This window comes from Texcoconibacillus texcoconensis, assembly GCF_014202575.1.
GTDB lineage: Bacteria > Bacillota > Bacilli > Bacillales > Salisediminibacteriaceae > Texcoconibacillus > Texcoconibacillus texcoconensis.
Genome location: NZ_JACHHB010000015.1, coordinates 15,341 through 41,965, shown reverse-complemented (window position 1 = coordinate 41,965; position 26,625 = coordinate 15,341). Strand labels below are relative to the sequence as shown.

Annotated in this window: 24 protein-coding genes; 18 read left to right on the top strand and 6 right to left on the bottom strand. The window is 39.7% G+C overall.

The genetic code is table 11. From position 1 onward, the window contains the following. Positions 1 to 4 precede the first annotated feature (4 nt). A complete protein-coding gene (locus HNQ41_RS14085; RefSeq protein ID WP_184665077.1) occupies positions 5 to 1,372 on the top strand; it encodes an MATE family efflux transporter in 1,368 nt (455 codons plus the stop codon). 123 nt (positions 1,373 to 1,495) lie between these two features. Here HNQ41_RS14085 and arsA read toward each other — a convergent pair whose 3' ends face one another. The 4 genes from arsA to arsB are packed head-to-tail and all read right to left on the bottom strand — an operon-like array spanning position 1,496 to position 5,161. Further along, entirely contained in the window at positions 1,496 to 3,265 is a 1,770-nt protein-coding gene (gene arsA / locus HNQ41_RS14080) for an arsenical pump-driving ATPase (protein WP_184665076.1), read from the bottom strand. 20 nt (positions 3,266 to 3,285) lie between these two features. Beyond that, the gene (gene arsD, locus HNQ41_RS14075; protein ID WP_184665075.1) at positions 3,286 to 3,648 is read right to left on the bottom strand and encodes an arsenite efflux transporter metallochaperone ArsD; all 363 of its coding nucleotides are present in this window, start codon (positions 3,646 to 3,648) and stop codon (positions 3,286 to 3,288) included. Between the two features lie 21 nt (positions 3,649 to 3,669). After that, positions 3,670 to 4,089: an arsenate reductase (thioredoxin) gene (gene arsC, locus HNQ41_RS14070; RefSeq protein WP_184665074.1), complete on the bottom strand. Its 420-nt coding sequence runs from the start codon at positions 4,087 to 4,089 to the stop codon at positions 3,670 to 3,672. 40 nt (positions 4,090 to 4,129) lie between these two features. Continuing rightward, a complete protein-coding gene (gene arsB / locus HNQ41_RS14065) occupies positions 4,130 to 5,161 on the bottom strand; it encodes an ACR3 family arsenite efflux transporter (protein WP_184665073.1) in 1,032 nt (343 codons plus the stop codon). A gap of 228 nt (positions 5,162 to 5,389) precedes the next feature. Here arsB and HNQ41_RS14060 point away from each other — a divergent pair, with 228 nt between their 5' ends. Next, positions 5,390 to 6,190 (top strand): YfkD family protein, encoded by an 801-nt coding sequence (locus HNQ41_RS14060; protein ID WP_425506990.1) that lies wholly within the window; start codon positions 5,390 to 5,392, stop codon positions 6,188 to 6,190. A gap of 97 nt (positions 6,191 to 6,287) precedes the next feature. On the opposite strand, the gene yfkAB is transcribed toward HNQ41_RS14060, so the two are convergent. Continuing rightward, on the bottom strand, positions 6,288 to 7,385 hold the full coding sequence (yfkAB, locus tag HNQ41_RS14055; RefSeq protein ID WP_184665117.1) for a radical SAM/CxCxxxxC motif protein YfkAB: 1,098 nt from the start codon (positions 7,383 to 7,385) through the stop codon (positions 6,288 to 6,290). A gap of 133 nt (positions 7,386 to 7,518) precedes the next feature. On the opposite strand from yfkAB, the gene HNQ41_RS14050 reads away from it, so the two are divergent. The 5 genes from HNQ41_RS14050 to pdaA all read left to right on the top strand — a co-directional run bounded on the left by HNQ41_RS14050 (position 7,519) and on the right by pdaA (position 12,233). Further along, positions 7,519 to 7,710, top strand: coding sequence for an SE1561 family protein (locus HNQ41_RS14050; protein ID WP_184665071.1), 192 nt, complete (start codon positions 7,519 to 7,521; stop codon positions 7,708 to 7,710). A 3-nt stretch (positions 7,711 to 7,713) separates the two neighbouring features. Then, a complete protein-coding gene (locus HNQ41_RS14045) occupies positions 7,714 to 8,352 on the top strand; it encodes a histidine phosphatase family protein (RefSeq protein WP_184665070.1) in 639 nt (212 codons plus the stop codon). Positions 8,353 to 8,513: 161 nt separating this feature from the next. After that, the gene (locus HNQ41_RS14040) at positions 8,514 to 10,064 is read left to right on the top strand and encodes a fumarate hydratase (RefSeq protein WP_184665069.1); all 1,551 of its coding nucleotides are present in this window, start codon (positions 8,514 to 8,516) and stop codon (positions 10,062 to 10,064) included. A 159-nt stretch (positions 10,065 to 10,223) separates the two neighbouring features. Next, a complete protein-coding gene (locus HNQ41_RS14035) occupies positions 10,224 to 11,273 on the top strand; it encodes a WxL domain-containing protein (protein ID WP_184665068.1) in 1,050 nt (349 codons plus the stop codon). Positions 11,274 to 11,417: 144 nt separating this feature from the next. Beyond that, positions 11,418 to 12,233: a delta-lactam-biosynthetic de-N-acetylase gene (pdaA, locus tag HNQ41_RS14030; RefSeq protein ID WP_184665067.1), complete on the top strand. Its 816-nt coding sequence runs from the start codon at positions 11,418 to 11,420 to the stop codon at positions 12,231 to 12,233. 91 nt (positions 12,234 to 12,324) lie between these two features. Here pdaA and HNQ41_RS14025 read toward each other — a convergent pair whose 3' ends face one another. Then, positions 12,325 to 12,693, bottom strand: coding sequence for a GAF domain-containing protein (locus tag HNQ41_RS14025; RefSeq protein ID WP_343043373.1), 369 nt, complete (start codon positions 12,691 to 12,693; stop codon positions 12,325 to 12,327). 131 nt (positions 12,694 to 12,824) lie between these two features. On the opposite strand from HNQ41_RS14025, the gene HNQ41_RS14020 reads away from it, so the two are divergent. The 11 genes from HNQ41_RS14020 (at position 12,825) to HNQ41_RS13970 (ending at position 26,449) form a co-directional block, all read left to right on the top strand. Continuing rightward, positions 12,825 to 13,709 carry a DNA-3-methyladenine glycosylase family protein gene (locus HNQ41_RS14020; RefSeq protein WP_184665065.1) on the top strand — a complete coding sequence of 295 codons (885 nt, stop codon included), beginning with the start codon at positions 12,825 to 12,827 and terminating at the stop codon, positions 13,707 to 13,709. Positions 13,710 to 14,006: 297 nt separating this feature from the next. Beyond that, entirely contained in the window at positions 14,007 to 14,531 is a 525-nt protein-coding gene (locus HNQ41_RS14015; RefSeq protein WP_184665064.1) for a hypothetical protein, read from the top strand. A gap of 42 nt (positions 14,532 to 14,573) precedes the next feature. Next, entirely contained in the window at positions 14,574 to 15,491 is a 918-nt protein-coding gene (locus HNQ41_RS14010) for a DUF5667 domain-containing protein (protein ID WP_184665063.1), read from the top strand. A 116-nt stretch (positions 15,492 to 15,607) separates the two neighbouring features. Then, positions 15,608 to 16,333: an RNA polymerase sigma-I factor gene (gene sigI / locus HNQ41_RS14005; RefSeq protein WP_184665062.1), complete on the top strand. Its 726-nt coding sequence runs from the start codon at positions 15,608 to 15,610 to the stop codon at positions 16,331 to 16,333. Then, on the top strand, positions 16,330 to 17,520 hold the full coding sequence (locus HNQ41_RS14000) for an anti-sigma-I factor RsgI family protein (protein ID WP_184665061.1): 1,191 nt from the start codon (positions 16,330 to 16,332) through the stop codon (positions 17,518 to 17,520). The genes sigI and HNQ41_RS14000 overlap by 4 nt, the downstream gene beginning before the upstream one ends. Before the next feature lie 161 nt (positions 17,521 to 17,681). Next, positions 17,682 to 19,142, top strand: coding sequence for a protein adenylyltransferase SelO (locus HNQ41_RS13995; RefSeq protein ID WP_184665060.1), 1,461 nt, complete (start codon positions 17,682 to 17,684; stop codon positions 19,140 to 19,142). Between the two features lie 385 nt (positions 19,143 to 19,527). Then, positions 19,528 to 21,501 (top strand): oxidoreductase, encoded by a 1,974-nt coding sequence (locus tag HNQ41_RS13990; protein WP_184665059.1) that lies wholly within the window; start codon positions 19,528 to 19,530, stop codon positions 21,499 to 21,501. A gap of 328 nt (positions 21,502 to 21,829) precedes the next feature. After that, positions 21,830 to 22,921 carry a D-alanyl-D-alanine carboxypeptidase family protein gene (locus HNQ41_RS13985; RefSeq protein ID WP_184665058.1) on the top strand — a complete coding sequence of 364 codons (1,092 nt, stop codon included), beginning with the start codon at positions 21,830 to 21,832 and terminating at the stop codon, positions 22,919 to 22,921. A gap of 254 nt (positions 22,922 to 23,175) precedes the next feature. After that, positions 23,176 to 23,820 carry a LytTR family transcriptional regulator DNA-binding domain-containing protein gene (locus tag HNQ41_RS13980; protein ID WP_184665057.1) on the top strand — a complete coding sequence of 215 codons (645 nt, stop codon included), beginning with the start codon at positions 23,176 to 23,178 and terminating at the stop codon, positions 23,818 to 23,820. Positions 23,821 to 23,959: 139 nt separating this feature from the next. After that, positions 23,960 to 25,477 carry a succinyl-CoA:acetate CoA-transferase ScpC gene (scpC, locus tag HNQ41_RS13975; RefSeq protein WP_184665056.1) on the top strand — a complete coding sequence of 506 codons (1,518 nt, stop codon included), beginning with the start codon at positions 23,960 to 23,962 and terminating at the stop codon, positions 25,475 to 25,477. Between the two features lie 540 nt (positions 25,478 to 26,017). Next, on the top strand, positions 26,018 to 26,449 hold the full coding sequence (locus tag HNQ41_RS13970) for a FixH family protein (RefSeq protein ID WP_184665055.1): 432 nt from the start codon (positions 26,018 to 26,020) through the stop codon (positions 26,447 to 26,449). The last annotated feature ends 176 nt before the right edge of the window (positions 26,450 to 26,625 follow it).

The window sequence follows — 26,625 nt, the reverse complement described above, 5'->3', positions numbered from 1 at the left end:
GATGATGGCAACGAAACAGTATGATTTCACAGAAGGAAGTATCATGCGAAAGATGGTGTTCTATTCAGCGCCCATCTTCTTAACGAATCTGTTACAGACGTCGTACCAAATTATTGATAGCCTTTGGGTTGGAAATTTAATAGGCGATGATGCACTAGGTGCAACAGCGTTATCAGGAACCGTTGTATTTACGGTTCTTTCGTTTATTATAGGGATGAATGCAGCGACATTAACAGTTTTATCACAGCGAAGAGGTGCCAACGATGAAGAAGGATTGAAAAAATCCCTGAATGCCTTCGTCATCGTTCTTGGATCTTTAGCTTTGTTATTAGGGATCGTTGGCTTTACGTTTTCAGGAGCGATCCTCTCCTGGCTGGGAACACCGGAAAATATATTTCCACTTGCCGAACGTTATTTGCAAATAAACTTTCTCGGTATTTTATTTTTATTCGGCTACAACTTCATTTCGACCGTACTACGAGCTTTAGGAGATAGTAAGACACCGGTACGCTTTGTCTTGATCGCAGTTGTGTTAAATACCATTTTAGATCCAATATTTATTGCAGGTTTTGATTTAGGTATTGAGGGGGCGGCGTATGCAACCATCGGATCTCAAGGTGTAGCCTTTTTATATGGACTGTTCTACTCCATTTATAAAGCTGGTGTACCATTTGAGAAACCTCGTATGCCGGAAATGATGTATATGAAGACTGTATTTAAAACAGGTTTTCCTTCTGGATTGTCAATGGTCGTCATTTCTGGCGGGACTCTTGCCATCATGTCTGTTGTCACTAGTTTTGGTGATTCCGTTGTCGCAGGTTTCGGTGCTGCGCAACGCTTAGATAGTTTAATCATGCTGCCTGCGATGACATTAGGGACGGCTGTAAATAGTATGGCGGGGCAAAATATTGGTGCAGGTCAATGGGCGCGTGTGTCGTCTGTTGCGAAAAGCGGCTTATTACTGATTTTTATTGTCACTCTAAGCATAAGTGCGATCGTTTTTGTCACGGCGGAGCATTTGGTTGCATTGTTTGTCGGGGAAGAATCAACGGTTGCATTTGCAACGATGTACGTGCAAATGATTGCGTTTTTCTATCCGTTTTTAGGGATTAATTTTGTTCTCAATGGTGTCGTTCGTTCTTCTGGCGCTATGATGCAAGTGTTTGTACTTAACTTGATATCATTTTGGGTGCTTCGTTTTCCACTGACGTATCTGTTCGCGTCTTTTTATGGAGAAATGGGGATTCCAATTGGTATGGCTTTGAGTTTCATTTTAAGTAGTTTAATTGCCATCGGTTATTATTTATTTGGAAAATGGCGTGAAGTAAAAGTGATTGATGAAGGAGAAGCTGATTCAGGTGTAACATCATGAAAATGAGTTTGTTTCTGAGTAGGATGTGTATATAGTCTTACACGGAAAAAATTAGAAGCATCAATATGTGGGAAGGACCTGTTGTTTAAAAGCCTACGCATTCTGCGTAGGCTTTTATCATCATTATGCTTTGGTAGCGAGTTGTTTCAATTGTTGAAGTCCCACTAAATCATCTGGTTGCCAACCGATGATGGCAACATTTTCGGCAAATTCATTGTCAACACGGTGAATCCAAGGTTCCTCTGCTTGTGCGCGTCCTTTTAACACAGGGTCCTGCGTGTTTGTCTCGTAAAAGCTTTGGTTAATCACCCACCAACGAGGATGAATATTTGCTCTTTGTAAATCAACTTGTAATCGACTTGCTTCAAATACAGGTGTCGCTTCGGCCAATGTTACGAGAACGACTTGTGTTTGTTCAGGGTCCCGCAAGCGAGGGAGGAGGTTTTTCACCGCTTCAGATGATTCTCCCTTTGTCCGTTCCACTTCACGGTGATAAGACTCGGCTGCATCTAAGAGCAACAATGTATGGCCAGTCGGTGCTGTATCAATGACGACGAAAGCTCCCTTTGCTTGATCGACGACCTTTGCAAATGCTTGAAAGATAGCAATCTCTTCTGTACAAGGAGATTCGAGGTCCTCTTTTACATAAGCAAGTTCGTCTTCTGTAAGGTTATCATCTAAATTGTTTAATACGTCTTGTTTATAAGTCTCAACTTCAGCTTTCGGATCAATACGGCTCATGTGTAAGCTACCGGGAAGATCAGCATCACCAACGACTTGATCAAGGTGGGCGGCAGGGTCTGTTGTTGTTAAATGAACAGTGTGACCTTTTTCAGCTAAACCGACAGCAATGGCAGATGCTGCGGTTGTCTTACCGACGCCACCTTTTCCCATTGTCATAATCACACCTTCCTGCTTGTCGGCAAATTCATCAATAAGTGAAGGAAGTTTAGAGAAGTTGTCGTTTTTATTTGTACTTTTCTGATCTGATTGATGTGCAACCTCGTCTGTAAACAACTTTCTTAGTGCATCCATTCCGGTAAGGTTATACGGGACGAGTGGAAGATAATATGTTTGTACACTTTCGAAGAAGTCTGATACTAGACGCAGCGCTTCTTGTTGTTTTCTTTCATAGTTTAACGCAATCTCGTCATCGCCTTTGCGCTCAAAAACTCCATTTAAAACGAGTTGCTGATTTTTGATGCCGATTTCAGCTAATTCATCGGCTGCGCGTTTTGCCTCTTGTAAAGAAGAAACGTCAGGGCGACTAACGAGAATGAGTGAAGTTGAAGAAGGATCGGACAAGGCATCCACTGTTTTGGCGTAAAGATCTTTTTTCTCCTCAAGCCCAGATAATGGTCCGAGGCAAGAAGCGCCGTGGGTACTTTCATCAATAAAGTTGCTCCACGCACTTGGAAGCTGTAATAATCGAAGAGTGTGTCCAGTTGGCGCTGTATCAAAAATGATGTGATCGTAGTCTTGTACAGTCGTTTCATCAGTGAGCAAATTCGTGAACTCATCAAATGCCGCGATTTCAACCGTACAAGCACCGGAAAGTTGTTCTTCCATACTTTGTAAAGCAGCCTCTGGCAGGATTCCACGGTAAGGGCCAATCATTTTTTCACGGTAAGCGCGTGCTGCTTCTTCGGGATCGAGGTTAGCAGCGTCTAAATTGTCGATGCCTTCTACTGGTGTCGGTTGATTTTTTAATGAGACGCCGAAGACATCTTGTAAATTGGAAGCGGGGTCCGTACTAACGATCAACACACGTTTTCCCTGATTGGCTAAAGCTACAGCAGTCGCGCAAGCGGTCGATGTTTTTCCGACGCCACCTTTTCCGGTGAAGAAAAGGTGGCGTGTGTGACTAATGTGTTCTGGCTGAAGTCGTTCCATCGTCGATCATCCTTTTTATCCTATTCAGTAGACAGGTTAATCGTATTTTTCGGTACGCGTACTTCGATATCTTCTTCTTTAATCCCTAACCATTCTGCAAATTCTGCTTTTGTCGGGTAAGTTTTCGATTTGACGAGCTCCCCATTAACGACGGTGGCAGGAAGAGACTCAGGTCCTTCTTCAGTTAGAAGGTTTTGAACATCAGGTTGTTTCGAAAACGGTTCAGGTTCTTGAGCAAGGTTGTAGCGGCTCACGTCATGGCCTTGGTTAACAAGAATTGTCACTGTTCGAGAAATCCTTGTTAATTCAGGGTCTACATTCGGGCCGCAAATGCCTGTTGGACAACATAATGCCGGGTCGTAGATTTCTATTTTTCGACTCATCAACATCACTCCTTGTGTAAATTATTCTCCTGTCTCGCGGAAACGTTTGATTCGCTCAGCAATTTCGTTGCGAACACGTTGGAAGAAAGCCCATTTTTCTTCCTCAGTACCTTCAGCTTTAGCTGGATCATCAAAACCCCAGTGGTCTCGTTTTACGTGTGATGGGGTTGTTGGGCATTTGTCAGCGGCGTCTCCACATAATGTGACAACAAGGTCAGCTTGATTTAAAATGTCAGGATCTATGATGTCAGAGGTTTGTGTGGAAATATCGATCCCGACTTCCTTCATCGCTTTGACGGCATTAGGGTTTAGACCGTGCGCTTCAATCCCCGCACTGTACACATCCCATTCATCACCGAGGTATTTTTTTGCCCATCCTTCTGCCATTTGGCTTCTGCATGAGTTTCCTGTACACAAGAAATAAATAATTGGTTTGTTCATGATGTAAAAACTCCTTTAAATTAATGGTCATATTTTATCTTTAAGTGTTTTCGATTGGGAACCAATGTCTCGTTTGATTGGCGATTCTAACTAAAAATAGCATTAGTGGGACTTCGACTAGAACACCGACCACGGTTACAAGCGTTGCGCCTGAATGTAAGCCAAATAAAGCGATCGCAGCAGCGACAGCTAGCTCGAAGAAATTACTCGTACCAATCATAGCTGCAGGTGCGGCGACGCTATGTTCAATGCGCCACTTTTTCGCCCAGAAATAAGCGATGATAAAGATAAATAACGTTTGGATGATCAATGGAATCGCGATTAACACAATGTGAAACGGATTTTCGATGATCACTTCACCTTGGAATGAGAAAATAATGATTAATGTAAGTAATAAACCGATGACTGTGAATTTTCCGATCGCTTTTAAATAAACATTTTCGAACCATTGCAAACCTTTACGTTTAACAAGAATCACACGGGATATATACCCAGCAGCTAACGGAATAATAATGAATAAGACAATCGATAAGAAAATTGTGTCAAACGGAACAACGACATTGTTCATTCTTAATAACAACATGACAATCGGTCCGTAAGCAAAGATTAAGATTAAGTTATTAATGGAGACTTGAACGAGCGTATAGCCTGCATTTCCTTTCGTTAAGTAACTCCACACAAAAACCATCGCTGTACATGGAGCTGCCCCTAATAATACTGCCCCTGCGATATATTCTGTCGCTAAATCTCCTGGAATAAAGGGAGAAAAAATATATCGGAAGAAAAGCCAAGCAAAGAAAAACATTGTGAAAGGCTTAATCAACCAGTTGACGACGAGGGTGACGATTAGCCCCTTCGGTTTCCGACCAGCATTTACGATGCTGGAAAAATCGATTTGTGCCATCATAGGATAAATCATTAACCAAATCAAAATGGCAACAGGGATGGATACTTGTGCATATTCGAATTGACTCAACGTATCTGGAATAACTGGGAAAAATTGTCCGACAGCTACACCAATAATAATACATAGAGCAACCCATACAGATAAGTACCTTTCGAAAAAGCTCATAAGTTATCTTACCTTCTTTCTTCGTTTGTTTCACATAATCACATCATTATATAAGTGTATGATTATATATTGATCATAACAATACAGGTAGTCAGTTTGCAACAGAAACAAGTGAAGTCATAAATTCTCCGAAATGCCAAATCTTGTTTTTAAGTGTATTGGATAGATGCCCTTTGCTTTGAAATACTAACAGATACAGACTTTTTTATAGGAGGCAAAGGCATGAATATAAAAAGATGGATATGGGTTCTCATTTTACTCATTTTTATTGCACCATTATCGGTAAATGCAGAGGAAAATGAGGAAGGGGAATCCTCGAATTATGAAATTCCAGATTCAGCGGTCGATATTTCTAAAGCAAATACGTATCCGAATCCAACTGAAAATTTACCACGTTTAGAGCCTGGGGAGTTGGCAACAGAGTTGTTAGAGACGACAGATGTTGAGATTGAAAACCCTGAGCTCATTAAAATGTTCAATGAATCTTCAATCAGAGGGTCAAAACTGGCGGTTGGTTATAATGCATCAGTATACTTGGGAGAATGGCCACTAACTTATCAGTCCGACGAAACGACAATCAATTGGGACTATAAAAAGGTGAATACAAACTTCGTCGATAACCGAGGAAAGAACGAACCTAAACACCTATCATATCAACAAGAACAACAAAAGAAGGTTTCTGGTGGTTTAACGTCAGATATTCAAAATGCAGATACAGTAAAGAAAATGATGAGATTAGATGCTGAAGAAAAGACGAAATTACCATTAAGTTTTTCGACAGTTATCGGTAATCGAACGAAAGAGGAACGTTCATATAATGTTCCAGCAAAAAATGTTGGTTATTTGTATGCGTATGTTCCAGCTGTTAATGAAAAAGGTACGGTCACATTCGGAGAAGTGTATTTGCGTATGAAAGGTGATGAGTCTTGGATCGAAGTGAAGAATGTGACTGAACAAGGGACAAGTGCATGGATTCCGCTCCGAGACTATCTAAACTTTAGTTTTTATTCAGGGAAAGAACCGAAGTGAGGACTTTCTTGCGTTAATGTGAGAAAGGGTAGGTGCTACCGAAGTAGCACCTACCCGTCAACACTTTAAAGCGTGAAACCAACTGACTTTTTTCCGTTCATTTCGTTATTTTCGTGCTTCGTGCTAAAAAGTCGACGTTCTGATAATAGGCTTGCTTCACTAATACGTTAGGACCGAGGCACTCTACAGCTGGGCAATGACAAGACACATGTTTTGCAGCATCGCTTTCGTGCCAGCGTTTATACGCTTCGTTTAACGTAGTCGTTTGAACGTTCCCGAGCGCAGGTGCATCAGCAAAGTCACTGACGATGATTTCACCGTTAAAGATGTTGACATTTAGCCGTGCATTCCCGTCCGGATCATTACGAATCGAAAGGTTAGGTTCGTTGTACATCCGCTTGAGCAGGCCTAAGTCTTCTTCGTTATCATTACAAGGGTAAAATGGCAACGTTCCGAACAACATCCACACGTTAGGGTCACGTTCGTCTAACAAATGGTGTATACCATTTCGAATGTTTTCAAGCGAAGCGACTTCCAGTGCGCTTCCAAAATCGCTAGGGTACATTGGGTGAATTTCGTGACGATCGCAACCCATTTTAACAACTTGTTCGTGAATGGCTGCAATATGCGGAAGTGTTCGTTTGTTCAACATCGTTTCCGCAGAAACAAGCACGTCGGCATCATTCATAAGACGCGTGTTTTCAAACATGCGATGGTACAACTTGTTTCGTTGTTCAATGCTTGGTTTGTTTTCCATATGCGCAAATCCGATCTCTTGAAAGTCTTCAATGCTACCGTAATTATGAGAAATGTGCAATACATCTAAATATGGTAAGATCGGTTCGTACCGCTTAAATGGAAGGGTTAAATTTGAATTCAGTTGCGTCCGAACCCCACGTTCAGCTGCGTATTTTAATAATGGAAGCACGTATTCGTTCACTGATGTTTTAGAAAGCATCGGTTCTCCACCCGTGATACTAAGGGCGCGTAAATGTTCGACTTCGTCTAAGCGTTGCAGTAATAATTCGATCGGGAGCGCTTCTGGATCTTCTGTTTGTAATGTATAACCGACGGCGCAGTGTTCACAGCGCATATTACAAAGTGTTGTCGTTGTAAATTCTACATTTGTGAGTCTATTCTCACCAAACTTGGTTACGTCGTTGTACGCTTCCCACGGGTCATTACTAGGATGCATTGGTTCTTGGGTAAGCAAAAAAACCACTCCTCTATAAGGGGTATTCTGTTTATCAACTGTATTTACAATTGTGATGATTGAAATAGATTTGGTACAATAATGATCGTATCACAAATGAGAAAGGGGAGCACCCATGAGAGGACCTACAGATGGTCGAAAAGCCAAAATGGATGTTTTATATCAAAGAATGGATCAATTAATGAGTACATTAGAAGAAATGGACCCTGAAAAAGCAGGGGTTGAGGATATTGATCGTTTGATTGATATGCTTGATGATTTGGAGAAAAAGTGTCAACAGTTGCGTCAACAGCAAGGGGAGGCGTAGTCGATGCTCGTTTACCTTATTCGCCACGGTCAGTCTGAGGCCAATGTGAAAGGTGTCATTCAAGGCCATCAAGATTTTCCGCTTACGGAGTTAGGTGAACAGCAAGCGTCTCTCGTTGCTGATGCAATGAAGGACGTTTCCTTAGACGCGATATATGCAAGTGACTTAATGAGGGCTTATCACACGGCACGAGAAGTTGAAAACGAGCAACAAGCAAGTTTATCTGCATGGGAATTAATTCGTGAAGTGGGGTTAGGCCCTCTAGAAGGGAAAACGAGAGCAGAAATGCTCGATGAATATCCAGACTTGCACGTACGGTCTTTACTAACCTCGGGCATTGATGGAACGGAATCAATTGAAGATATTACGTTTCGTTGTCAAAACGTTTTAAATGCTCTTCTCAAACAACATAAAGACGATACAGTAGCACTCGTTTCGCACGGTGGATTTATTAGTATTTTTCTACTTTATCTGATTGCAGGCGAGCAGTGGCATCAGTTAAAGCGACCTTTCATTATTGGAAATACAGGAATATCAAAGGTCGAAATGAATGATGAAGGTTTTACGTCTGTACATTTCGTTAACCGTACCGATCATTTAGAGAGAGGGACGAACCTTACATCTTCTACGGTTGTGTATTAAACATTCCATACTTAACAAGAGTTGTAAGGCCGCAAAGTGAGAGAACAATCTTTGCGGTCTTTCTTTTTTAATCTGAAAGGTCGAAATTTTTTGAACAAAAGCGCTTCCATTCGTTGTATAATAGAAACGTGATCTGAATTTTTTGGAAGGGGTTGTTGACCATGGACGCATTTAAACAAAGTATGTACGATCTCATCGTTGAAACGTCGACGAATTTACCCCATGATGTGCGCAGAGCGATCAAGAAAGCAAAACATGCAGAAAACGAAGGGACAAGAGCAGCCCTGTCGTTGTCGACGATTACTCAAAATATCGATATGGCTGATGAACACGTATTACCGATCTGTCAGGATACAGGGCTATTAACGTTTGAAGTGAAAGTCCCGGTAGGTACGAATCAGCTTGAGTTAGAAAAAGATATTGAAGAAGCGATTCGTCAGGCGACAAAAGATGGGAAGTTACGTCCAAATTCCGTTGACTCACTAACAGGTGAAAACAGTGGTGATAACATCGGGCCTGGAACACCAATCATCCACTTTCACCAATGGGAAGAAGATTATATCGATGTCCGCTTAATCATTAAAGGTGGAGGATGTGAAAATAAAAACATCCAGTACAGTTTGCCGACAGAGCTTGATGGTTTAGGAAGAGCCGGTCGTGATTTAGATGGAATTAGAAAGTGTATCCTTCATTCTGTTTATCAAGCACAGGGACAAGGGTGTAGCGCAGGCTTCATCGGTGTTGGAATCGGCGGTGACCGAATTTCAAGCTATCAGCTTGCAAAAGATCAACTTTTTCGTCATTCAGACGATCAAAATGACAACGAGAAGCTTGCTGAGTTAGAAGATTACATTATGGATAAAGCAAATACATTAGGAATCGGAACGATGGGCTTTGGCGGTGAAGCGACATTACTCGGTTGTAAAATTGGTGCAATGAACCGTATTCCAGCGAGCTTCTTTGTATCGGTGGCTTATAATTGCTGGGCGTTCCGTCGTTTAGGTGTTGAGATCAACCCTGAAAGCGGAGAAGTGACGAATTGGTTATATCAAGACGGTGAAAAAATTCGATTTACTGATTCTGAAGTTGCCGCAACAAGCGAAAAGAAACAGGAAGAAGAGGAAGAGCGTCGTGAAGTTGTACTTGAAGCACCTGTAACAGAAGAGCAAATCCGTTCTTTAAAAGTCGGTGATGTTGTCATCATTAATGGTATGATTCATACAGGACGTGACGCGATCCATCATCACTTAATGGAAAATGATGCGCCGATTGACCTGGATGGTCAAATCATATATCACTGCGGACCTGTCATGTTAAAAGATGGCGATGGAAATTGGCAAGTTAAAGCAGCTGGTCCGACGACGAGTATTCGTGAAGAACCGTTCCAAGGCGATATTATGAAGAAGTTTGGTATTCGTGCTGTCATTGGAAAAGGTGGCATGGGTGAGAAAACGTTACAAGCCTTGCAAGAACACGGTGGTGTATATTTGAACGCAATCGGTGGTGCTGCACAATATTATGCGGATTGTATCGAAGGTGTCGAAGGCGTCGACTTGATGGAGTTTGGTATTCCAGAAGCGATGTGGCATTTGAAAGTGAATGGTTTTGCAGCGATTGTCACAATGGATGCACATGGAAACAGTTTGCACAAGCAAGTTGATCAAACGTCCAAAGAACAATTATCACAATTTGAAGAGCGTGTGTTTTCATAATTAAAAATTGGAGGCTGTGAAGGGAATGAACCTTCCAGCCTTTTTTGTGTCAAAGAGAATTTGAACTTTGGGAAAGTAAAATAAATATTTTTTGCGAATGATAAATGATGACTGTAGGATATTAGGACAAATTAGCAGTTTGAGAAATGGGGGGATACGATGGACTTTTATAACCATGAAGTTATTCGGACAAATAGTGGGGAGAAACTCGTTATTCTATATATCGATCCTTCCTCATTTCAAACTGAATTTGCTCATGAATACTTGGATGACCGAGAGGGGATGCCCAACGTTATTCAAGAAAAAGCTTATCATTATGTACGCAAACACCTCCCACACCTAAGAGGAAATACGATTAAAGTGATGATGGGTTCTTTGCTCATTGCGAATATTTTGGGATCAACACTTTCACCGAGCACCACTTTTGCTGAAGAATACGGAGAAGATCAATCTACAGAGCATGTTGAGGCGAATAGCTTACTAGAAGATATTTGGGATACAGTAACCGATGATATAGACGATGGTGACGACAGTGAGCAACTTAATGAATCCGATTCTCAAGAACATTTGAATGAGGAAACGACCCCAAGTCATGAAAGTGATGAAGTGTTACCGCCAGGTCATCACGATGAGGGTGTACTACCTCCAGGTCATGAAGATGAAGATGAAGGTGAAGATGAATTACCCCCGGGACATGAGGACGAAGGTGTGTTACCCCCAGGTCATCAGGATGAAGATTTTTCACTGCCAGAGGAAGTAGAAGAAAATCATCCGTTTTATATGGGGAAATTGGAAATCGGTGAATTCAATAGCATCGTTTTAAATGGAGAAGTTCAACATATAAAAGCAAATATCAACGCCATTCCTATCGAAAACCCATCGATTGAAGATGGCTGGAGTGTCATGATCAAAGCTCCTCCACTAACAAATGAAAATGGACATCAGTTGCCTCAAGGTTCATTGAAGATACAGAAACCAAACTTATCTAACCAAAGTTCAGACGCTTCTATAGAAGGGGTGTCTGTTAGCGGTGGGGAAATTGATACGTCTAGAGGCCTCAAAGTTGCTAGTGCTAATCACGGCAGAGGAGTTGGTTCTTATCTTGTTTCATTTCCGCATGATGCGTTGAACCTAACGCTAGAACCAAAGAACATCTATGCTGGGACATATTCAACAACGATTACAGCCGAAATCGCCATTGGACCTTGAAAGTAAAAAGCCCCTCTTTAGTTAGACGGTGGAGAAAAGAAACTCAAACCGCTACCTGACTGAAAAAATGACCTCGAAGATGAATGGACGATATGTAAAAGGAAACAATAACATTACCGTTTAAATAAAGGGGTCGATAAAGGTATGAGTAGGAAAGTATTCGCCTTTCTATGTAGTTTCGTATTCATATTGATGTTCTTTCATTCCAGCGTTGCCCATGGTGAATACAGTAATGAACTTCATCGTTGGAACTTCAAGCCTTCGAAGAACAATGAACCAGCAACGACAGAGCCTCACTATGAAGCGTTACTTCATGATTATGGTGGTTTTTATATCGGGAATACAGATGAAAAGGAGCTTTATTTAACATTTGATAATGGTTATGAAAATGGAGTTACAGCCGATGTGTTAGACGTATTAAAGGAAAAAGAAGTGCCTGCTGCTTTTTTTGTAACAGGTCATTTTTTGGCTGAAGAGCAAGAATTAATACATCGTATGGTTGATGAGGGGCACATTGTAGGAAACCATTCATATCATCACCCTAACCTTGTCAACGTCAGTGATGAAAGAATTGAGCGGGAATTGGAATCTCTTCGAAAACTGTTTGAGGAAGTAACAGGAATTGAAGAAATGAATTACTTACGTCCGCCTCAAGGGACGTTTAGTGAGAGAACTTTAGCATTAACACAAGAAATGGGGTATACAAATGTATTTTGGTCGTTTGCTTATGTCGATTGGTTCGTAGATCGCCAAAAAGGTTGGAAACATGCTTATGATTCCATTATGAAACGGGTTCATCCAGGTGCCGTTCTTTTACTTCACTCTGTATCTACAGATAATGCAGAGGCATTACCTAAAGTCATCGATGATTTACACGATGAAGGCTATACGTTTAAAACGTTAGATGAGTTATCTTTACAAAAACAAAAAATCCCCGTCACTAACGAGGAAAGAAGGTAATTACTATAAGGTCTGATCAGGTCGAAGCCACTTTATGTCAACGAAAAGAGGTGACTTAAGATCAGACCTTTCATGTATTAGGTAAGTATTTTTAGTTATTAAGTGAAATTTCACCTAAACTTTTCGCAATTGTCTCTAGTGTTTTGAAGTCGGTCACGTCAAAGGCAATCGCTTCACGACTGCGAACAACTAATACACCGATTTCGTTTTCAGTTCCGTCTTCAATTGTAAATTTCAATTCAGCATTTGATGTCCATTCGAGGTTGTTCTCCTCGTCTGAAGATGCAATACATTCTGCAGATTGATCTTGGTCGAAAAGAAAAATTCCTGCCCAATCAATATGTGGTACTTGATTAACGAGGCTGTTAACAGAAGTCTCGGCGATTTCTTGGAATTGTTTTTTCTTGTAAACATCAGCCATAATTTGTAATGAAGCAATATCGGTTGCAATAGACAACATAAATCTCTCCCTCTTATTAAGCTCATCATTATTCTAACAAACTTTTTTTTGAAAAGGCGTGGCAAGTTTAGGAAATGTTCGTCTCATGTTATAATGCGTCTGAATATATGAGTGAAGTGAGGCGAATTTTCATGGATATCGTAAAGGAAATCAAAGGGCCTTATGATTTTGATCAAGGGCTAAAAAGACTTACGATCGATCCGATACAAAATGTAGATATTAACAATCGATCCATTAAAGTTCCCTTATTTATTGAAAATACCCCTGTGGTGGCCAATGTAACAGCATTAGGAACGATAGAGAACCCGAAGTTTCATATACAAGCTAATACTTCAATGGTCGATGAACAAAAACTTCTCCGGCGAATAGAGGAAGTATTCCACTGGAACATTCCTTTTCGAAAAATGAATGATCATTTTTCGGAAAAAGACATTGCTTCCCTCTTTTCTGCATTTCGAGGCACTCCGCTCATCCTTGATTTTCAACGTTATGGTAGTCTTATGAAGGCGATTATTCATCAACAATTAAATATGACGTTTGCTTACCGGTTGACAGAGCGGTTTGTGAAAACCTTTGGAGATCATGTAGAGGGTGTATGGTTTTATCCAAAGCCTGAGGTTGTCAGTGAACTTCCATACAGTGCGTTGACAGAATTACAATTTAGTCATCGTAAAGCAGAATATGTCATCGACACATCAAGAAAAATTGTTGATGGACAATTAGATCTTGAAAAGTTAACTGAGGAAGATGATGAAACGGTTATGGAGACGTTAAAGAAAGTACGTGGAATTGGGCGTTGGACGGCAGAGAATTTTCTTATGTTTGCGCTAGGCCGTCTTGATCATTTGCCCGTTCAAGATATCGGTGTTCAAAACGGACTTAAGCACTTCTTCGAATTCGATGAAAAACCGAAAATGGAATGGATCGAAGAGCGTGGCAAAGCTTGGGCACCGTATCGAACCTATGCAACACTTTACATTTGGGAAAGTATTGAAAATCCTGTTCATGTGGAGTGAATCGTATGCAGGAAGGCTTTCGTCTTTCTAAAACTATTCACTCCTTTTTTGATGTTTTGATTATTTTCATTCATTTTCTGTTGTTCTACTAAAATGTTTCTTTAAAATATTTATGATTTTTAAAAACCCCCCTCAAAATTCGATTTGTTTTCGTATAGATGGGTGAAGTGAAAAATCCATAGCAGATTGAAAGAGGGGACAAAGTTGCGCTAATGGTTAGAAAAGGTTACTGATGTTAGTTCGTTACTTAATCTATGAATTTACTTATTTTGTAATTGGTAAGTGAGGTGTAAGGATATGCGGTTCAAGTCGTTGCTTATGGTTTTGTTGATACTTACTTTTGTTGGCTTATACGGCTGTTCTCAAGATGATGTAACGAAAAGTGAGCATGCAGAAAATGAAACGAAGAGTAGTGAACAAGAGTTAGCGACGCAAGAAATCCTATATGAAAATACAGAATGGGATATAAAGGTCTACGAAACCTCTGACTGGATGTTGGATAAAGAAGTGACAGGTGAATCGTTTAACGTCACGTTTGAAAAGGATCTCTTGAAAGCGATTGTTACTATCATACCGAATGAGAAGTCCTTTGATGAAATCAAACAGGAATTACAAGTTGGCGCAGGCAATGTCAGTATTGAAGAAGAAAAAGAAGATTTCTTAGCTTTTAAAAATGAACGTAAAGAAACGATTCGGACAGATATTTATCTGAAACAAGAAGGAGACTATACAGGGATCATCTCGTTTATGACTCCTGAAAGTGATTGGGAAATAAACCAAGAAAAAATAGAAACATTCAAAGGAAACATTGACTTATTTTAAAAACGTCAACAATTATATTTCAAAAAAGAGAGGCGAAAACTAATGAAAAAAATTATAACAGGCATCATTTTTAGTACAGTGTTAATAGCAGGAACTGTAAGTGCTGAAGAAGATAAGCAAGATTATGTAAGCGTCGAGTCTGACCTTTATGAGACAGTCCGTTTAATTGAAGACACGGAATACGAATACACAAATGAATCTGGAGAAAAGGCGTTAATTCAAGATGAATATGCAGAAAAGCGTTTGGTAGAGGTTGATGAATCTCTAGAAAACGGTGATGAAGAAACAACTGAAAAATTAGTAGATGACTATAACGAACATATCGAAGAAGTCGAAAGAAACCTTGAAGAAGCAAAAGAGACGGGCGATGACATTTCTGAAGTTGAGACGACGATTTCTGAAAAAACAGAGAAGCGAAGCGAAAACCTTCTTGCTTTATTAGAACGTGAAGATCTACCAGAACAAGCAAAGGCGGGGGTTTCTAAGGCAATAGAAAATAAAGCAAATGCAATGGAGCGTCGCCTAGAAGCAAGAGAACGAGCAGAAGAAAGGCCAAATAGAGAAAAAGAACGAGCAGAAGAAAGATCAAATAGAGAAAGAGAACGAGCGGAAGAAAGATCAAATAGAGAAGAAGAACGAGCAGAAGAAAGATCAAATAGAGAAGAAGAACGAGCAGAAGAAAGATCAAATAGAGAAAGAGAACGAGCAGAAGAAAGGTCAAATAGAGAAAGACAGCGAGCAGAAGAAAGATCAAATAGAGAAAGAGAACGAGCGGAAGAAAGATCAAATAGAGAAAGAGAACGAGCAGAAGAAAGGTCAAATAGAGAAAGACAGCGAGCAGAAGAATCAAATGAAGTAAGGGAGCAAGAAGAAGTGGAACAAATCGAACCTGGAAACAGAAGTGAAGGTAGAGGAAACCAAGAGAAAAATGGAGCCCCTCAAAACGCAGGAAGACAATAAGTATAAAATAAATCCTCCCGTATTTCGGGAGGATTTATCCTTATATTGGCGCCTTTACTCTAACGAAAAAATGAATTAGCCTAGGATCATAACATGGTGAGCAGGTGTCGGACTTTATGATGAAATTTGATCTTGAAGCATCGCTAAAAGAAAGCAACAAAGGGAATGAGATAGCCCGTGAAAGAATTATCCAACATTATAAACCTTATATCCTCAATATAGTCGGTCACTTGTGTCGAAACTATAAAACATGGAGTGATGAAGAAGCCAGCATAGGCTTGATTGCTTTTAATCGCGCAATCGATACGTTTAACCCTGATGGGGGGAGAACGTTTCTAAACTATGCGTACCTTCTTATCGAAAGAGACTTGATTGATTATTTTAGAAAAGTAGCCCGTGAGCATTGTCTTTCAATTGAAAGAGATGATGATGATGATGAACCTGCAAACTTTGAATCGAAAGCTGCTATAAGCTTATATAAACAAAACGAACAATCGTTTGAACTCGTTGATGAAATTTTGGAGTTATCCGAGGTTTTAAAACAATTTAACGTTTCGTTTGAGGAATTAGAACAACATTCTCCAAAACACCGCGATACAAGAGAATCACTCTTTCAAATCGCCACGCAATTTGTTGAGGATAATGAATGTGTCGGTCAATTGATGAAAAAGAAACGATTACCCATATCTCTATTCTCTAAGAAAACCGGTTATCGTAAAAAAACACTTGAACGCCACCGGAAATATGTCATAACCTTAATTGTTCTTAAGTTAAATCCTCATTGGGTATACCTTTCTCAATATATTCAAGAAAAAAGCCTCGGGAAAGAGGGGAAGTCATGAACAAAGAAACGGTCAATGGTACTGTCGTTAAAGTAACAGAACAACATGTTGTTCTCTTGTGTGAAGATGGAACGTTTAAAAATGTTCCTCGTAAGAAAGAAGGAGTCCCTGTTTTAGGGCAGAAATATATCTCTACTGTAAAAAAACGATTTAGATTTAATCAATTATTTAAATATGCCTCGGTGGCTTCTGCTTTGCTTCTCTTCTTTGTCGTGTATAGTTTTTTTCTAACGGTAGAAAGAAGCAGTGCTTACATTGTCGCCATCGATATGAACCCAAATATAGAAATAAGCTTAGATGAAGACTTCAATGTCCTTGAGGTAGTTGGGGGAAATGAAGATGGTAAGAAAATTGCAAGCGGGATTGATTCGACTAGTGGTCACTTTAGCAAGGTGACTGAGAAGTTTATTGATGAGGCGATTCAAACCGGTTATATAAAAAAACAAGAAGATGTACAAATTGCGACAGCTGTAATCTCATTAAAATCGAATCTAGAGGTTGTGAACACAGATTTTGAAGAGATATTAAAAAATTCATTAAAAGCGCGCGAATTGACTGGAGAGATATCAGTTACACAGGCAAGCAAGGAGCAGTATGACCAAGCAAAAGGTGCTCGCTTATCAATCAATAAGTACCAATTATACGAAGAGCTCCATGATAGAGGCGTAATATCATCTCCTGATAAAATCAAAGATAAAACCTATGAACAGTTATCACAAATGAAAAAAGATTGGGTAGATCAGGGTAAAGGTGCAACGCCTAATGAACGTGATATTCCTAGTGAGTCAACAAGTGACCCAGGACAACAGGGGAGAGATGAAGTTCCGTCTCAAGGGGATATGGAAATGGAAGAAAACTCTTCACCTACACGAGCAGAAGAAAATAGAGAGAGAACTCGACCGTCCAACGAAAAAGACATAACAAATCATCCATCTAAAGAAGCAAGGGAACAAAATAATCCTGAGAAGAACGAAAGCTCAGGATCGCATGACGGAAAAGAGGGAACAAATCAATCAGTTCCACAGGTTGATAATGACCTTCCACCTAATCAATCTCAGGGTGAGAATAAGTCTAATAGAGAGAAGGAAGGTCAAGGAAATCAATCACAGGAAGAACGTCGTCAAGGTAAGGAACAAAAAGAGAAAAGAGGTTCTTCAAATGGAGGAGAACAAAATAATAGGCCTTAGCTTGTCTATATCCGTTAAATCATATAAGGTCAAATGTCATTTTGATATGAGTTCATAAGTTTACATCATATCCCCAGAGGGAATAATCAATTACTTGAAGAAGACAATAAACGACAGATATGATTTATCACTTTAAAACAAAAGAAGAAAAGGGGATACGGATGACGAAGGAAACAGGATGGAATTTAGACAATAGTTATGCCAATTTATCGGAGACGTTTTTTTCAAAGATAGAACCAAGCCCTGTAAACGCACCGGAGTTCGTCATTTTTAATGAGCCTTTAGCCAAATCCTTAGGTTTGAATATTGAAGAGCTAGAAAATGATGAGGGTTTAGCGACACTTGCTGGAAACAGTGTGCCCGAAGGTTCAGATCCTATTGCTCAAGCTTATGCTGGACATCAATTCGGACATTTTACGATGTTAGGGGACGGACGAGCATTAATGCTTGGGGAGCAAATTACCCCTGAAGGTGAGAGAGTCGATATTCAACTTAAAGGTTCAGGGAGAACGCCATATTCCCGTGGGGGAGACGGGCGAGCGGTGCTTGGGCCGATGCTCCGTGAATATATCATGAGTGAAGCCATGTATGCGTTAGGGATTCCAACGAACCGGAGTCTATCTGTGGTCACAACTGGAGAGGATGTCATTCGTGAAACCAATCTACCTGGTGCTGTGCTCACGCGAACAGCCTCTAGTCACCTACGTGTTGGAACCTTTCAATACGCGGCAAGGTGGGGGACAGTTGATGAACTAAAAGAGCTCGCAGATTACACAATTGAACGACATTTTCCTGATATCAAAAAGGCTCAACATCCATATCTGGCCCTTCTACAAGAAGTCATCAAACGTCAGGCGAAGATGATAGCCAAATGGCAACATGTTGGCTTTATTCATGGTGTCATGAACACAGACAACATGACGATCAGTGGAGAAACGATTGATTATGGACCTTGTGCTTTTATGGATACTTATGATCCTAAAACAGTATTCAGTTCGATCGACAGGGAAGGTCGTTACGCATACGAAAATCAGCCACCTATTGCAGGATGGAATCTCGCGCGATTTGCTGAGTCGTTATTGCCATTAATACATGAAGATATAGATGAGGCAGTTAAAATAGCGCAAGATGAAATTTCAAAATTCACTCCCTTGTATAAAGAACAGTGGTTCAGTGGCATGAGGGCAAAACTAGGCCTATTTAACGAAGAAGCTAACGACGAATCATTGATTGACCGTCTGCTCGGTATGATGCAGAAATCTAATGCAGACTACACGAATACGTTCCGTTTATTAACGATGGAGAACCCTTCGGAAACGGACTTATATGGCAAAGAAGGTTTTGATGAATGGTATGACGAGTGGCAGAAAAGGTTAAATGAACAAGAGCAATCTAAAGAAGACGCGCACGAATTAATGCGTAATAACAACCCAGCAGTCATTCCACGTAATCACCGTGTAGAAGAAGCATTACAAGCAGCTGTAGAAGAAGAGGACTATAGCGTGATGGAGCATCTGTTGGATGTTCTCTCTAACCCTTATGCATACTCGCCTGAACAAGAGGAATATTGCACATTGCCAGAAAATACAGGTGTTCCTTATCGGACCTATTGTGGGACGTGAGAAAGGATATTAGGAGTTATTCTTAAATTAATCTTTAAAAAGTGGCATGTTAATGGTTTATCGATAACATGTCACTTTTGTTGTTCCAAAATTAACTGATTTACTCGTAACATTTTGACCCTCCATCTTTCCTTTTGTCTAAAGCCATGCTACATTTTCTAAAGGTGAATTGCTGAATAACCTCATAATATTTCAGTAGACATCTAGTGAGCTGTATTCTACATTCCTATGACATAAGCGCCTTGGTGGAAACGGCTTATTCCTAAAACGAAAGAATTGTCATTTTTATATCACAAAACTTCTAGTTTAATGATTTATAATGGCACTAGAAGTTTTTACGTATTTTTGTGAAATATATAACGAATGTTAAGGGGAGGATCAAGTTTTGAGTAACCATCATATATTTGAAAATGGAAAAATAGGTGAAGTTACGATAAAGAATAGAGTTGTGATGCCAGCAATGGGAACAAATTTGGCTTCTTCTGAAGGCGAAGTCACTGACCAGCAAATCGCTTATTATGAAGAAAGGGCTAAAGGTGGTACGGGATTAATCACTATTGAAGTCACGGCAATAGAAGCTGAATTAGGAAAGGCAACCGTCAACCAGTTAAGGATTGATGATGATCGTTTTGTATCAGGTTTTAGTCGTTTAGCCAAGGCTGTCCATAAACATGATGGCAAAATTTTTGTACAGCTTCATCATGCAGGAAGAGAATCGTATTCAATGCTGACAGGTGGTAAGCAAATTGTCGCGCCAAGTCCTATCACTTGTGAAGCAGTCGGTGAGGTGCCAAGAGAATTAACAACAGAAGAAGTTAAGGACCTTGTGAATAAATTTATTATCGGTGCAGTAAGGTGTAAAAGAGCAGGGATTGATGGCGTAGAACTTCATGGAGCGCACGGCTACTTGATTAACCAATTTTTAAGCCCACATACAAACCAACGGACAGATGAATATGGCGGAAGCTTTGAAAACAGAATGAGATTTTTAAAAGACATTGTCATGGGCATAAAGGAACAATGCGGAAATGATTTTCCTGTAATGGTGCGGCTCAGTGTTGATGAGTTTGAAGAAGGTGGAATGGATGTTTCTTTAAGCAAAAAGGTAAGCCGCTATTTAGAAGAAATAGGGGTCGATGCCCTTCACGCTAGTGCAGGTAACTATAATTCCATTGATAAAGTCGTCGAGTCACCGCTATTCGAACAAGGGTGGAGAGTTTACCTTGCAGAAGAAATCAAAAAAGAAGTGAATATTCCAGTGATTGCCGTCGGTTCGATCAGAGAGCCACAATTTGTCAACTCGATATTAGCTGATGGAAAAGCAGATTTTGTTGCAATGGGGCGTTCTCATATCGCAGACCCAGAATGGACGCGCAAAGCAATGGAAGGCAGAGATGAAGAAATAAGAAAATGTATTTCTTGTTTACATTGTACAAAGTCGTCAAATCCTCACGTTAGTTGCTCAATTAACGTAAGAGCAGGTCGAGAACGAGAGTTTCAAGAAATAACTCCTATTGAAGAAAAACGGCACGTTGTCATCGTTGGTGGTGGCCCTGGTGGGATGGAAGCAGCCAGAGTGCTATCATTAAAAGGCTATGATGTGACGTTATTTGAAAAAGACGATAAACTAGGCGGGCAGTTGAATCTTGTTTCTGACCCTGTCCATAAACAGAAAACCGATTGGTTTATTGCTTACTTGAGCAATGAAATGGAGCGTCTTCAAGTTGATGTACGTTTAAATACAGAAGCTTCCACTGATATGATTGAATCTTTCCAGCCTTACGCTGTTATTTTAGCTACAGGTGGTGAAATAAATATTCCAAATATCGAAGGAACTCAGCTTCCGAATGTTTGTCACTATATGGATTATAAAACGGGGCAAAAAACGTTCGATAACAAACATGTTGCCGTCTTAGGTAGTGGGTTGATTTGTCACAGTGTCGTCCGTCATTTGAAAGAAGAAGGTAATGATGTAACTTTGATCGAATTACCGACGAAATCAAGCCGCCGAATTGATGACTCTACAAGATTAAGACTGTTGAACCGTTTGAAAAATATGAATGCAAACATTGTCACAAATCAAAAAGTAAGTGAAATTCACCCGAATGCGGTTCAGACAGAAGATCGAACAACAGGGGAAAAAGCGGAATTCGAAATTGATGATGTGATCATTGCTATGGGTGTCAAGCCTTATAATCCATTAGAAGAACCTTTAAGAAAGATGTTAGATAATGTTTTTGTTATCGGCGATGCAGCTGATTCGTATTTCTTAGGTGGAGCTGTAGGAGATGGATTTGAAAAGGCGTTTGATATTGAGTCACTCGTGGATAAAAAAGAAGAAGCATTAGAAATTCAATAAACTTATCCGACTAATTGCGTTGCAATTTGAAGAGAACTTGCTGAACAACATTAAAATGACTAGCAGTAGATAAGTTTTGCGAAGAGAGGATACTACTAAAAGTATCCTCTTTTTATGAGGATTTTTTGTGGTATGTAAAAGGACAAATCATCTTTTTATATCGTTTTTTTTTTAATACAATGATCAATGATGAAATTTTTATGTGTTCATGTTAGGCTATTTAAGTATCATGAAATGAATAATGTAAGTTTAAGAGCATAAGAGCAGTTAATTTGGTATAACGTCAAATAAAAGGGAATAACAACATAAGTAAGGAGTAATCCATCGTATGAAAAGTTTGTTTGTTTTAATGATTTCTTTATTTACAATTTTGAGTGCTTGTTCTAATGATTTATCGGACGTAGAAGAAAACGAGCAACAAGATCTGTCAGGGGAGAGCGATTCTGAAGAAGAGAAAGTGGATGAAGAGGAAGATCAAGAAGCCTCTGCACCGATAAATGGTGATGAAGAAAAAAGTGATGATACAGATCGGAAACATGACATATCCTTACCAGATGAAGTCGTAAATATCGATTCTCAAGGGGAGGATGTAGAGACGATTCAAGAAGCGCTTCAATTGATTGGTTATGACTTTCCAGATGAGGGGACGGCAATTACCGAAACGTCACAAGCGATTATTCATTTTCAAGAGCTTCATGAAGAGCTTGATAATGATGGCGTGTATGGCCCAGATACTGGTGAATTGTTGAATGATTATGTCGTATCAGGTGAAGTAATAGATACAGAAGGGTATAGCGAAATAGAATTACCAGGTTTTGGAAATGATTATCCGCCACAAGGTAAACCTGTCGAAGATCCTGATGATATCTTAGTGCTTGTTAATAAAGAAAATTATTTACCTGCAGGGTATACACCGGCTGACTTAGTGGAGCCAGATGTGCCGTTTCCTTTCGAAGAAGATTTGCCCCAACGGTTAATGAGAGCGGAAGCAGCAGATGCACTAGAGTCACTTTTTGAGTCATCACAAAGTGAAGGACTAGAATTATTTGCTCAATCGGGGTTCCGTTCTGCTGAGCGTCAAGAAGCGATTTTTGCATCGAACGTTGACCAAGACGGCCTAGAGCAAGCAAATGAATATAGTGCACGAGCGGGTGAAAGTGAGCATCAAACAGGTTTGGCAATGGATGTTACAAGCCAAGAAGTTAACTTTCGATTGAATACTGATTTTGCTGATACTGCAGAAGGTCAGTGGCTAGATGAACATGCAGCCGAGTATGGGTTTATTATACGATACCAGAAAGGAAAGGAAGATATTACTGGCTATCAGTATGAACCATGGCACATTCGCTATGTAGGTAAAGAGGCAGCGAAAGAAATAACTGAGAACAATTTGACATTAGAAGAGTACTTGGAAGAATAATTCACTTAAATATCAGGCTTCAATCAACCCCCACTTAACATTGTTTAAGTGGGGGTTTGTTTATGGAAATGGCGTTGTTAAATTTTGTGAACTTGTGTTTGGACAATGTATGCGATTTTTCGTTAAACTAAGGTTAGCGGAATTGTCGAAATTTCGAGACAAGCTTAAGAAATTCGAATTTTAAGCCGTAGTTAGAAAGGGGGAAAAGGATCTTTTCCTAGTTTCTTAATAAAAGGTGAAGGGGGATACAAACAGTGGAGAACTTGACAGTAACTTCATTATTGAATGTAATTGGGGAACTATTTTCTGATGAAATTTCTATTGCTGTTTCAAATACAGAAGAATTCATTTATTACCGTCCTAGCAAACGAATCAATTTGAAAATTAAGCCCGGTGACTCAATAAAAGAGGGGACAATTTCCTATAAAGCGTTAGTGACTAGACAAAAAGTGTCAGAATTCAATGACCGAGAAGTGTTTGGGGTTCCTTATCACGGGATGGCTGTACCCTTCTATGAGAACAATGAAATCCGCGGTTGCGTGACGGCTATTTATCCAGCTCTCACAGAGGGAAAATCAGTCATTACCATTAAAACACAAGATGGCTGGAAACCGATCCCCTTTCAAGATGTGGTGTATGTTGAAGTGAAAGATCGAAAGACATACGTATACTCATATGAGTATTCAGGTGTACATAAATACTCTCTTCAAGAATTTGAATATATTTTACCGAGAGATTATTTTGTCCGTTGTCACCGTTCATTTATTGTCAATGTTCAGTACATAAAAGAAATTTATCCAGACACACACTCTACATTTGTACTAGAAATGAAAAACGGTGTACAAATACCTGTAAGCCAATTATATTCAAGTTACTTTCGAAAGTTACTAGGTTTCTAAATGAAAATGTATATTTTCTTGTCTTAATGGGCTATTTTTCTGTTTTGTTTGAAAATTCTCTTTTTTACAACTAATTCCCCTTTAATCGATATTAATACGTTAGAATAATATGTAAAAGTACGAAAGAGGGGTTGAGAGTATGCAAAATCACTATGATAGGCTTAAAAATGACGAGTTAAAAGAACGAGTCGTGACACCAGAGGTAGCAGCATCATGGATTGAAGACGGTATGACCCTAGGACTAAGTGGGTTTACTCGTGCTGGTGACGCAAAAGCGGTACCACTATCCCTTGTAAAACGTGCAGAAAATGAATCATTTAAAGTTAACCTGTTTACAGGTGCATCATTAGGTTTTGATATTGATAAATTATTTGCAGAAGCTGGGATCCTTAATAAGCGACTTCCTTTCCAAGCAGATCCAACGATGAGAAAGAAAATAAATCAAGGTGAACATCTGTTTGTCGACCATCACCTTTCACACACATCTGAGTTGATAAGATCAAATGTTCTCGAGAAGGTTGATTACGCGATTTTGGAAGCGGTTTCTGTAGATGAGGATGGTATGATTATTCCGACAACTTCTACTGGTAACAACCTTGCTTTTGCTACCCATGCAGAAAATATCATCGTTGAAATTAATACGGCTCAAACGGCTTTACTAGAAGGGGTCCATGATCTGTATGATCCAGGTCAGCAAGGAGAAAGAGATCCGATTCCTTTGAGAAATGTAGAGGACCGAATCGGAACAAAAGGCATTAAAGTTGACCCAGATAAAATTAAAGGGATTGTTTTTACAGAGCTAGAAGATTCTCCGTCTACAATTGTTCCGCCTGACGAGGAAACAAAGCAAATGGCAGATCACTTATTGTCATTTTTACGCGCTGAAATTGAAGCAGGTAGATTGACAGAAAAATTAGCACCATTACAGTCAGGGATCGGATCGATTGCTAATGCAGTTCTACATGGCATGGTAGATTCTGAGTTTAAAGATTTAAAAGTTTATTCAGAAGTACTACAAGATGCTGTGTTTGATTTGATTGATGCTGGAAAAGTAGATATCGCGTCCTGTTGCTCTGTGACATTATCGGAAGAGAAAATGAAACAAGTTTTCGGGAACTTTGAAAAATACCGTGATAAATTAGTGTTGCGACCACAAGAAATTTCTAACCATCCAGAAGTGATTCGCCGTCTCGGTCCTATTTCAATCAATACGGCGTTAGAGTTCGATATTTATGGAAACGTTAACTCAACCCACGTGTCCGGAACGAAAATGATGAATGGTATTGGAGGATCTGGTGATTTTGCTAGAAATGCACGTCTTGCAATTTTTGTTACGAAATCAATAGCAAAAGACGGAGATATTTCAAGTGTTGTCCCATATGTTACTCATACTGACCATACTGAACACGATGTGGATGTTGTTGTCACAGAAAATGGTTATGCTGACCTTCGTGGCTTAGCACCAAAAGAGCGTGTAGGAAAAATTATTGATAACTGTGCACATCCAATGTACCGCAAACAATTATGGGATTATTACAATGAAGCATTATCTCGCGGAGGTCATACGCCGCATGTCATTGAAAAAGCCTTCTCGTGGCATGAAAACTTTGCGAAAAATGGAACGATGAAATTAGAAACGGCAGAAAAAGGTGTATAAAGCAAAATCTCACCTTTAATAACGCTCCCCCCTTTTCATTCGTGATAAGGGGGGTTTCTAGGTATAAACATATTTGAACTAGTATATGTTGGTTGTGTTTTGTGCTCACAAAACTTAACACCATTTTCTTCTTTATAAAAGGTTGTTGCTTTTTAAAGAATGAGTTCACTGTAGAAAATCGTACCCAAGCAACGACGACCACACGATGTTTGAACTGAATTGAAGCTGGTCAGGTGAGTGCTGCTCGTGTCTTGCGGTCGCGGACGGACATATGTTCCGTTAATCGTCACTTTTGCATGCATTAAAGGGGGATTTTTACAATTAGCGGAACTCATGTCCGGAGCGTACGAAACATTGGATGTAATCGTATTTAACCCATCTGAGTCGACACCTTTCGCTTCTTTGAGTTTTATCATAAACAACAAAGTTTTCGAAAAGAGCCTTTTTAAGGACAAGATTCCTTGGACAAGCACTTTTTAAGACATATACTTAAACGTATTTTACAATATAACCGTAATAATAAATCTGGAGGTAGGAAAAATGAAGAAAAAGCACAAAATATGGGGAATTGGTGTATTGGCAGCATTAGCGCTAACCGTTTCTGCTTGCGGAGCTGAAGAAAACAATTCCCAAGCTGAAATGGAACAAAGACCGTTAGACGTTGAAGTTTTATTACCTGAGGATGTAGACCCAGAGCAAGAAGAAACAATAGCAACACATGTTACCCAAGAAGATGAAGATGTTGAAGATGCAAATGAAGTCGAATTCGAAATATGGGTAGATGGAGAAAAGTCAGGAAGTGATTTTATAGAAGCGGAACATACAGGTGATGGTGTATATGAAATCACTTATACTTTTCCTGAAGATGGACTTTACCATGTGCAACCCCATGTTACTGCAAGAGGGATGCACTCAATGCCAGTAGCAGAACTGGAAGTTGGTGATGTTGTTGAGCGTGAGGAGGAGTCGTAAATTCATTGATTGAGGTTAAGAGTCCTCAAAGTGAATAATCAAAAACTTTTTTTAAAGGCTACTTATAGGTAGCCCTTTTTTTATGCAAAATAAAAAAGGTTAGTAATCAAGGTTCATGAGCTGGTCATAACAAAAACAAGTATTTATCCATTGACCCGCTTGTATATACAAGCTTA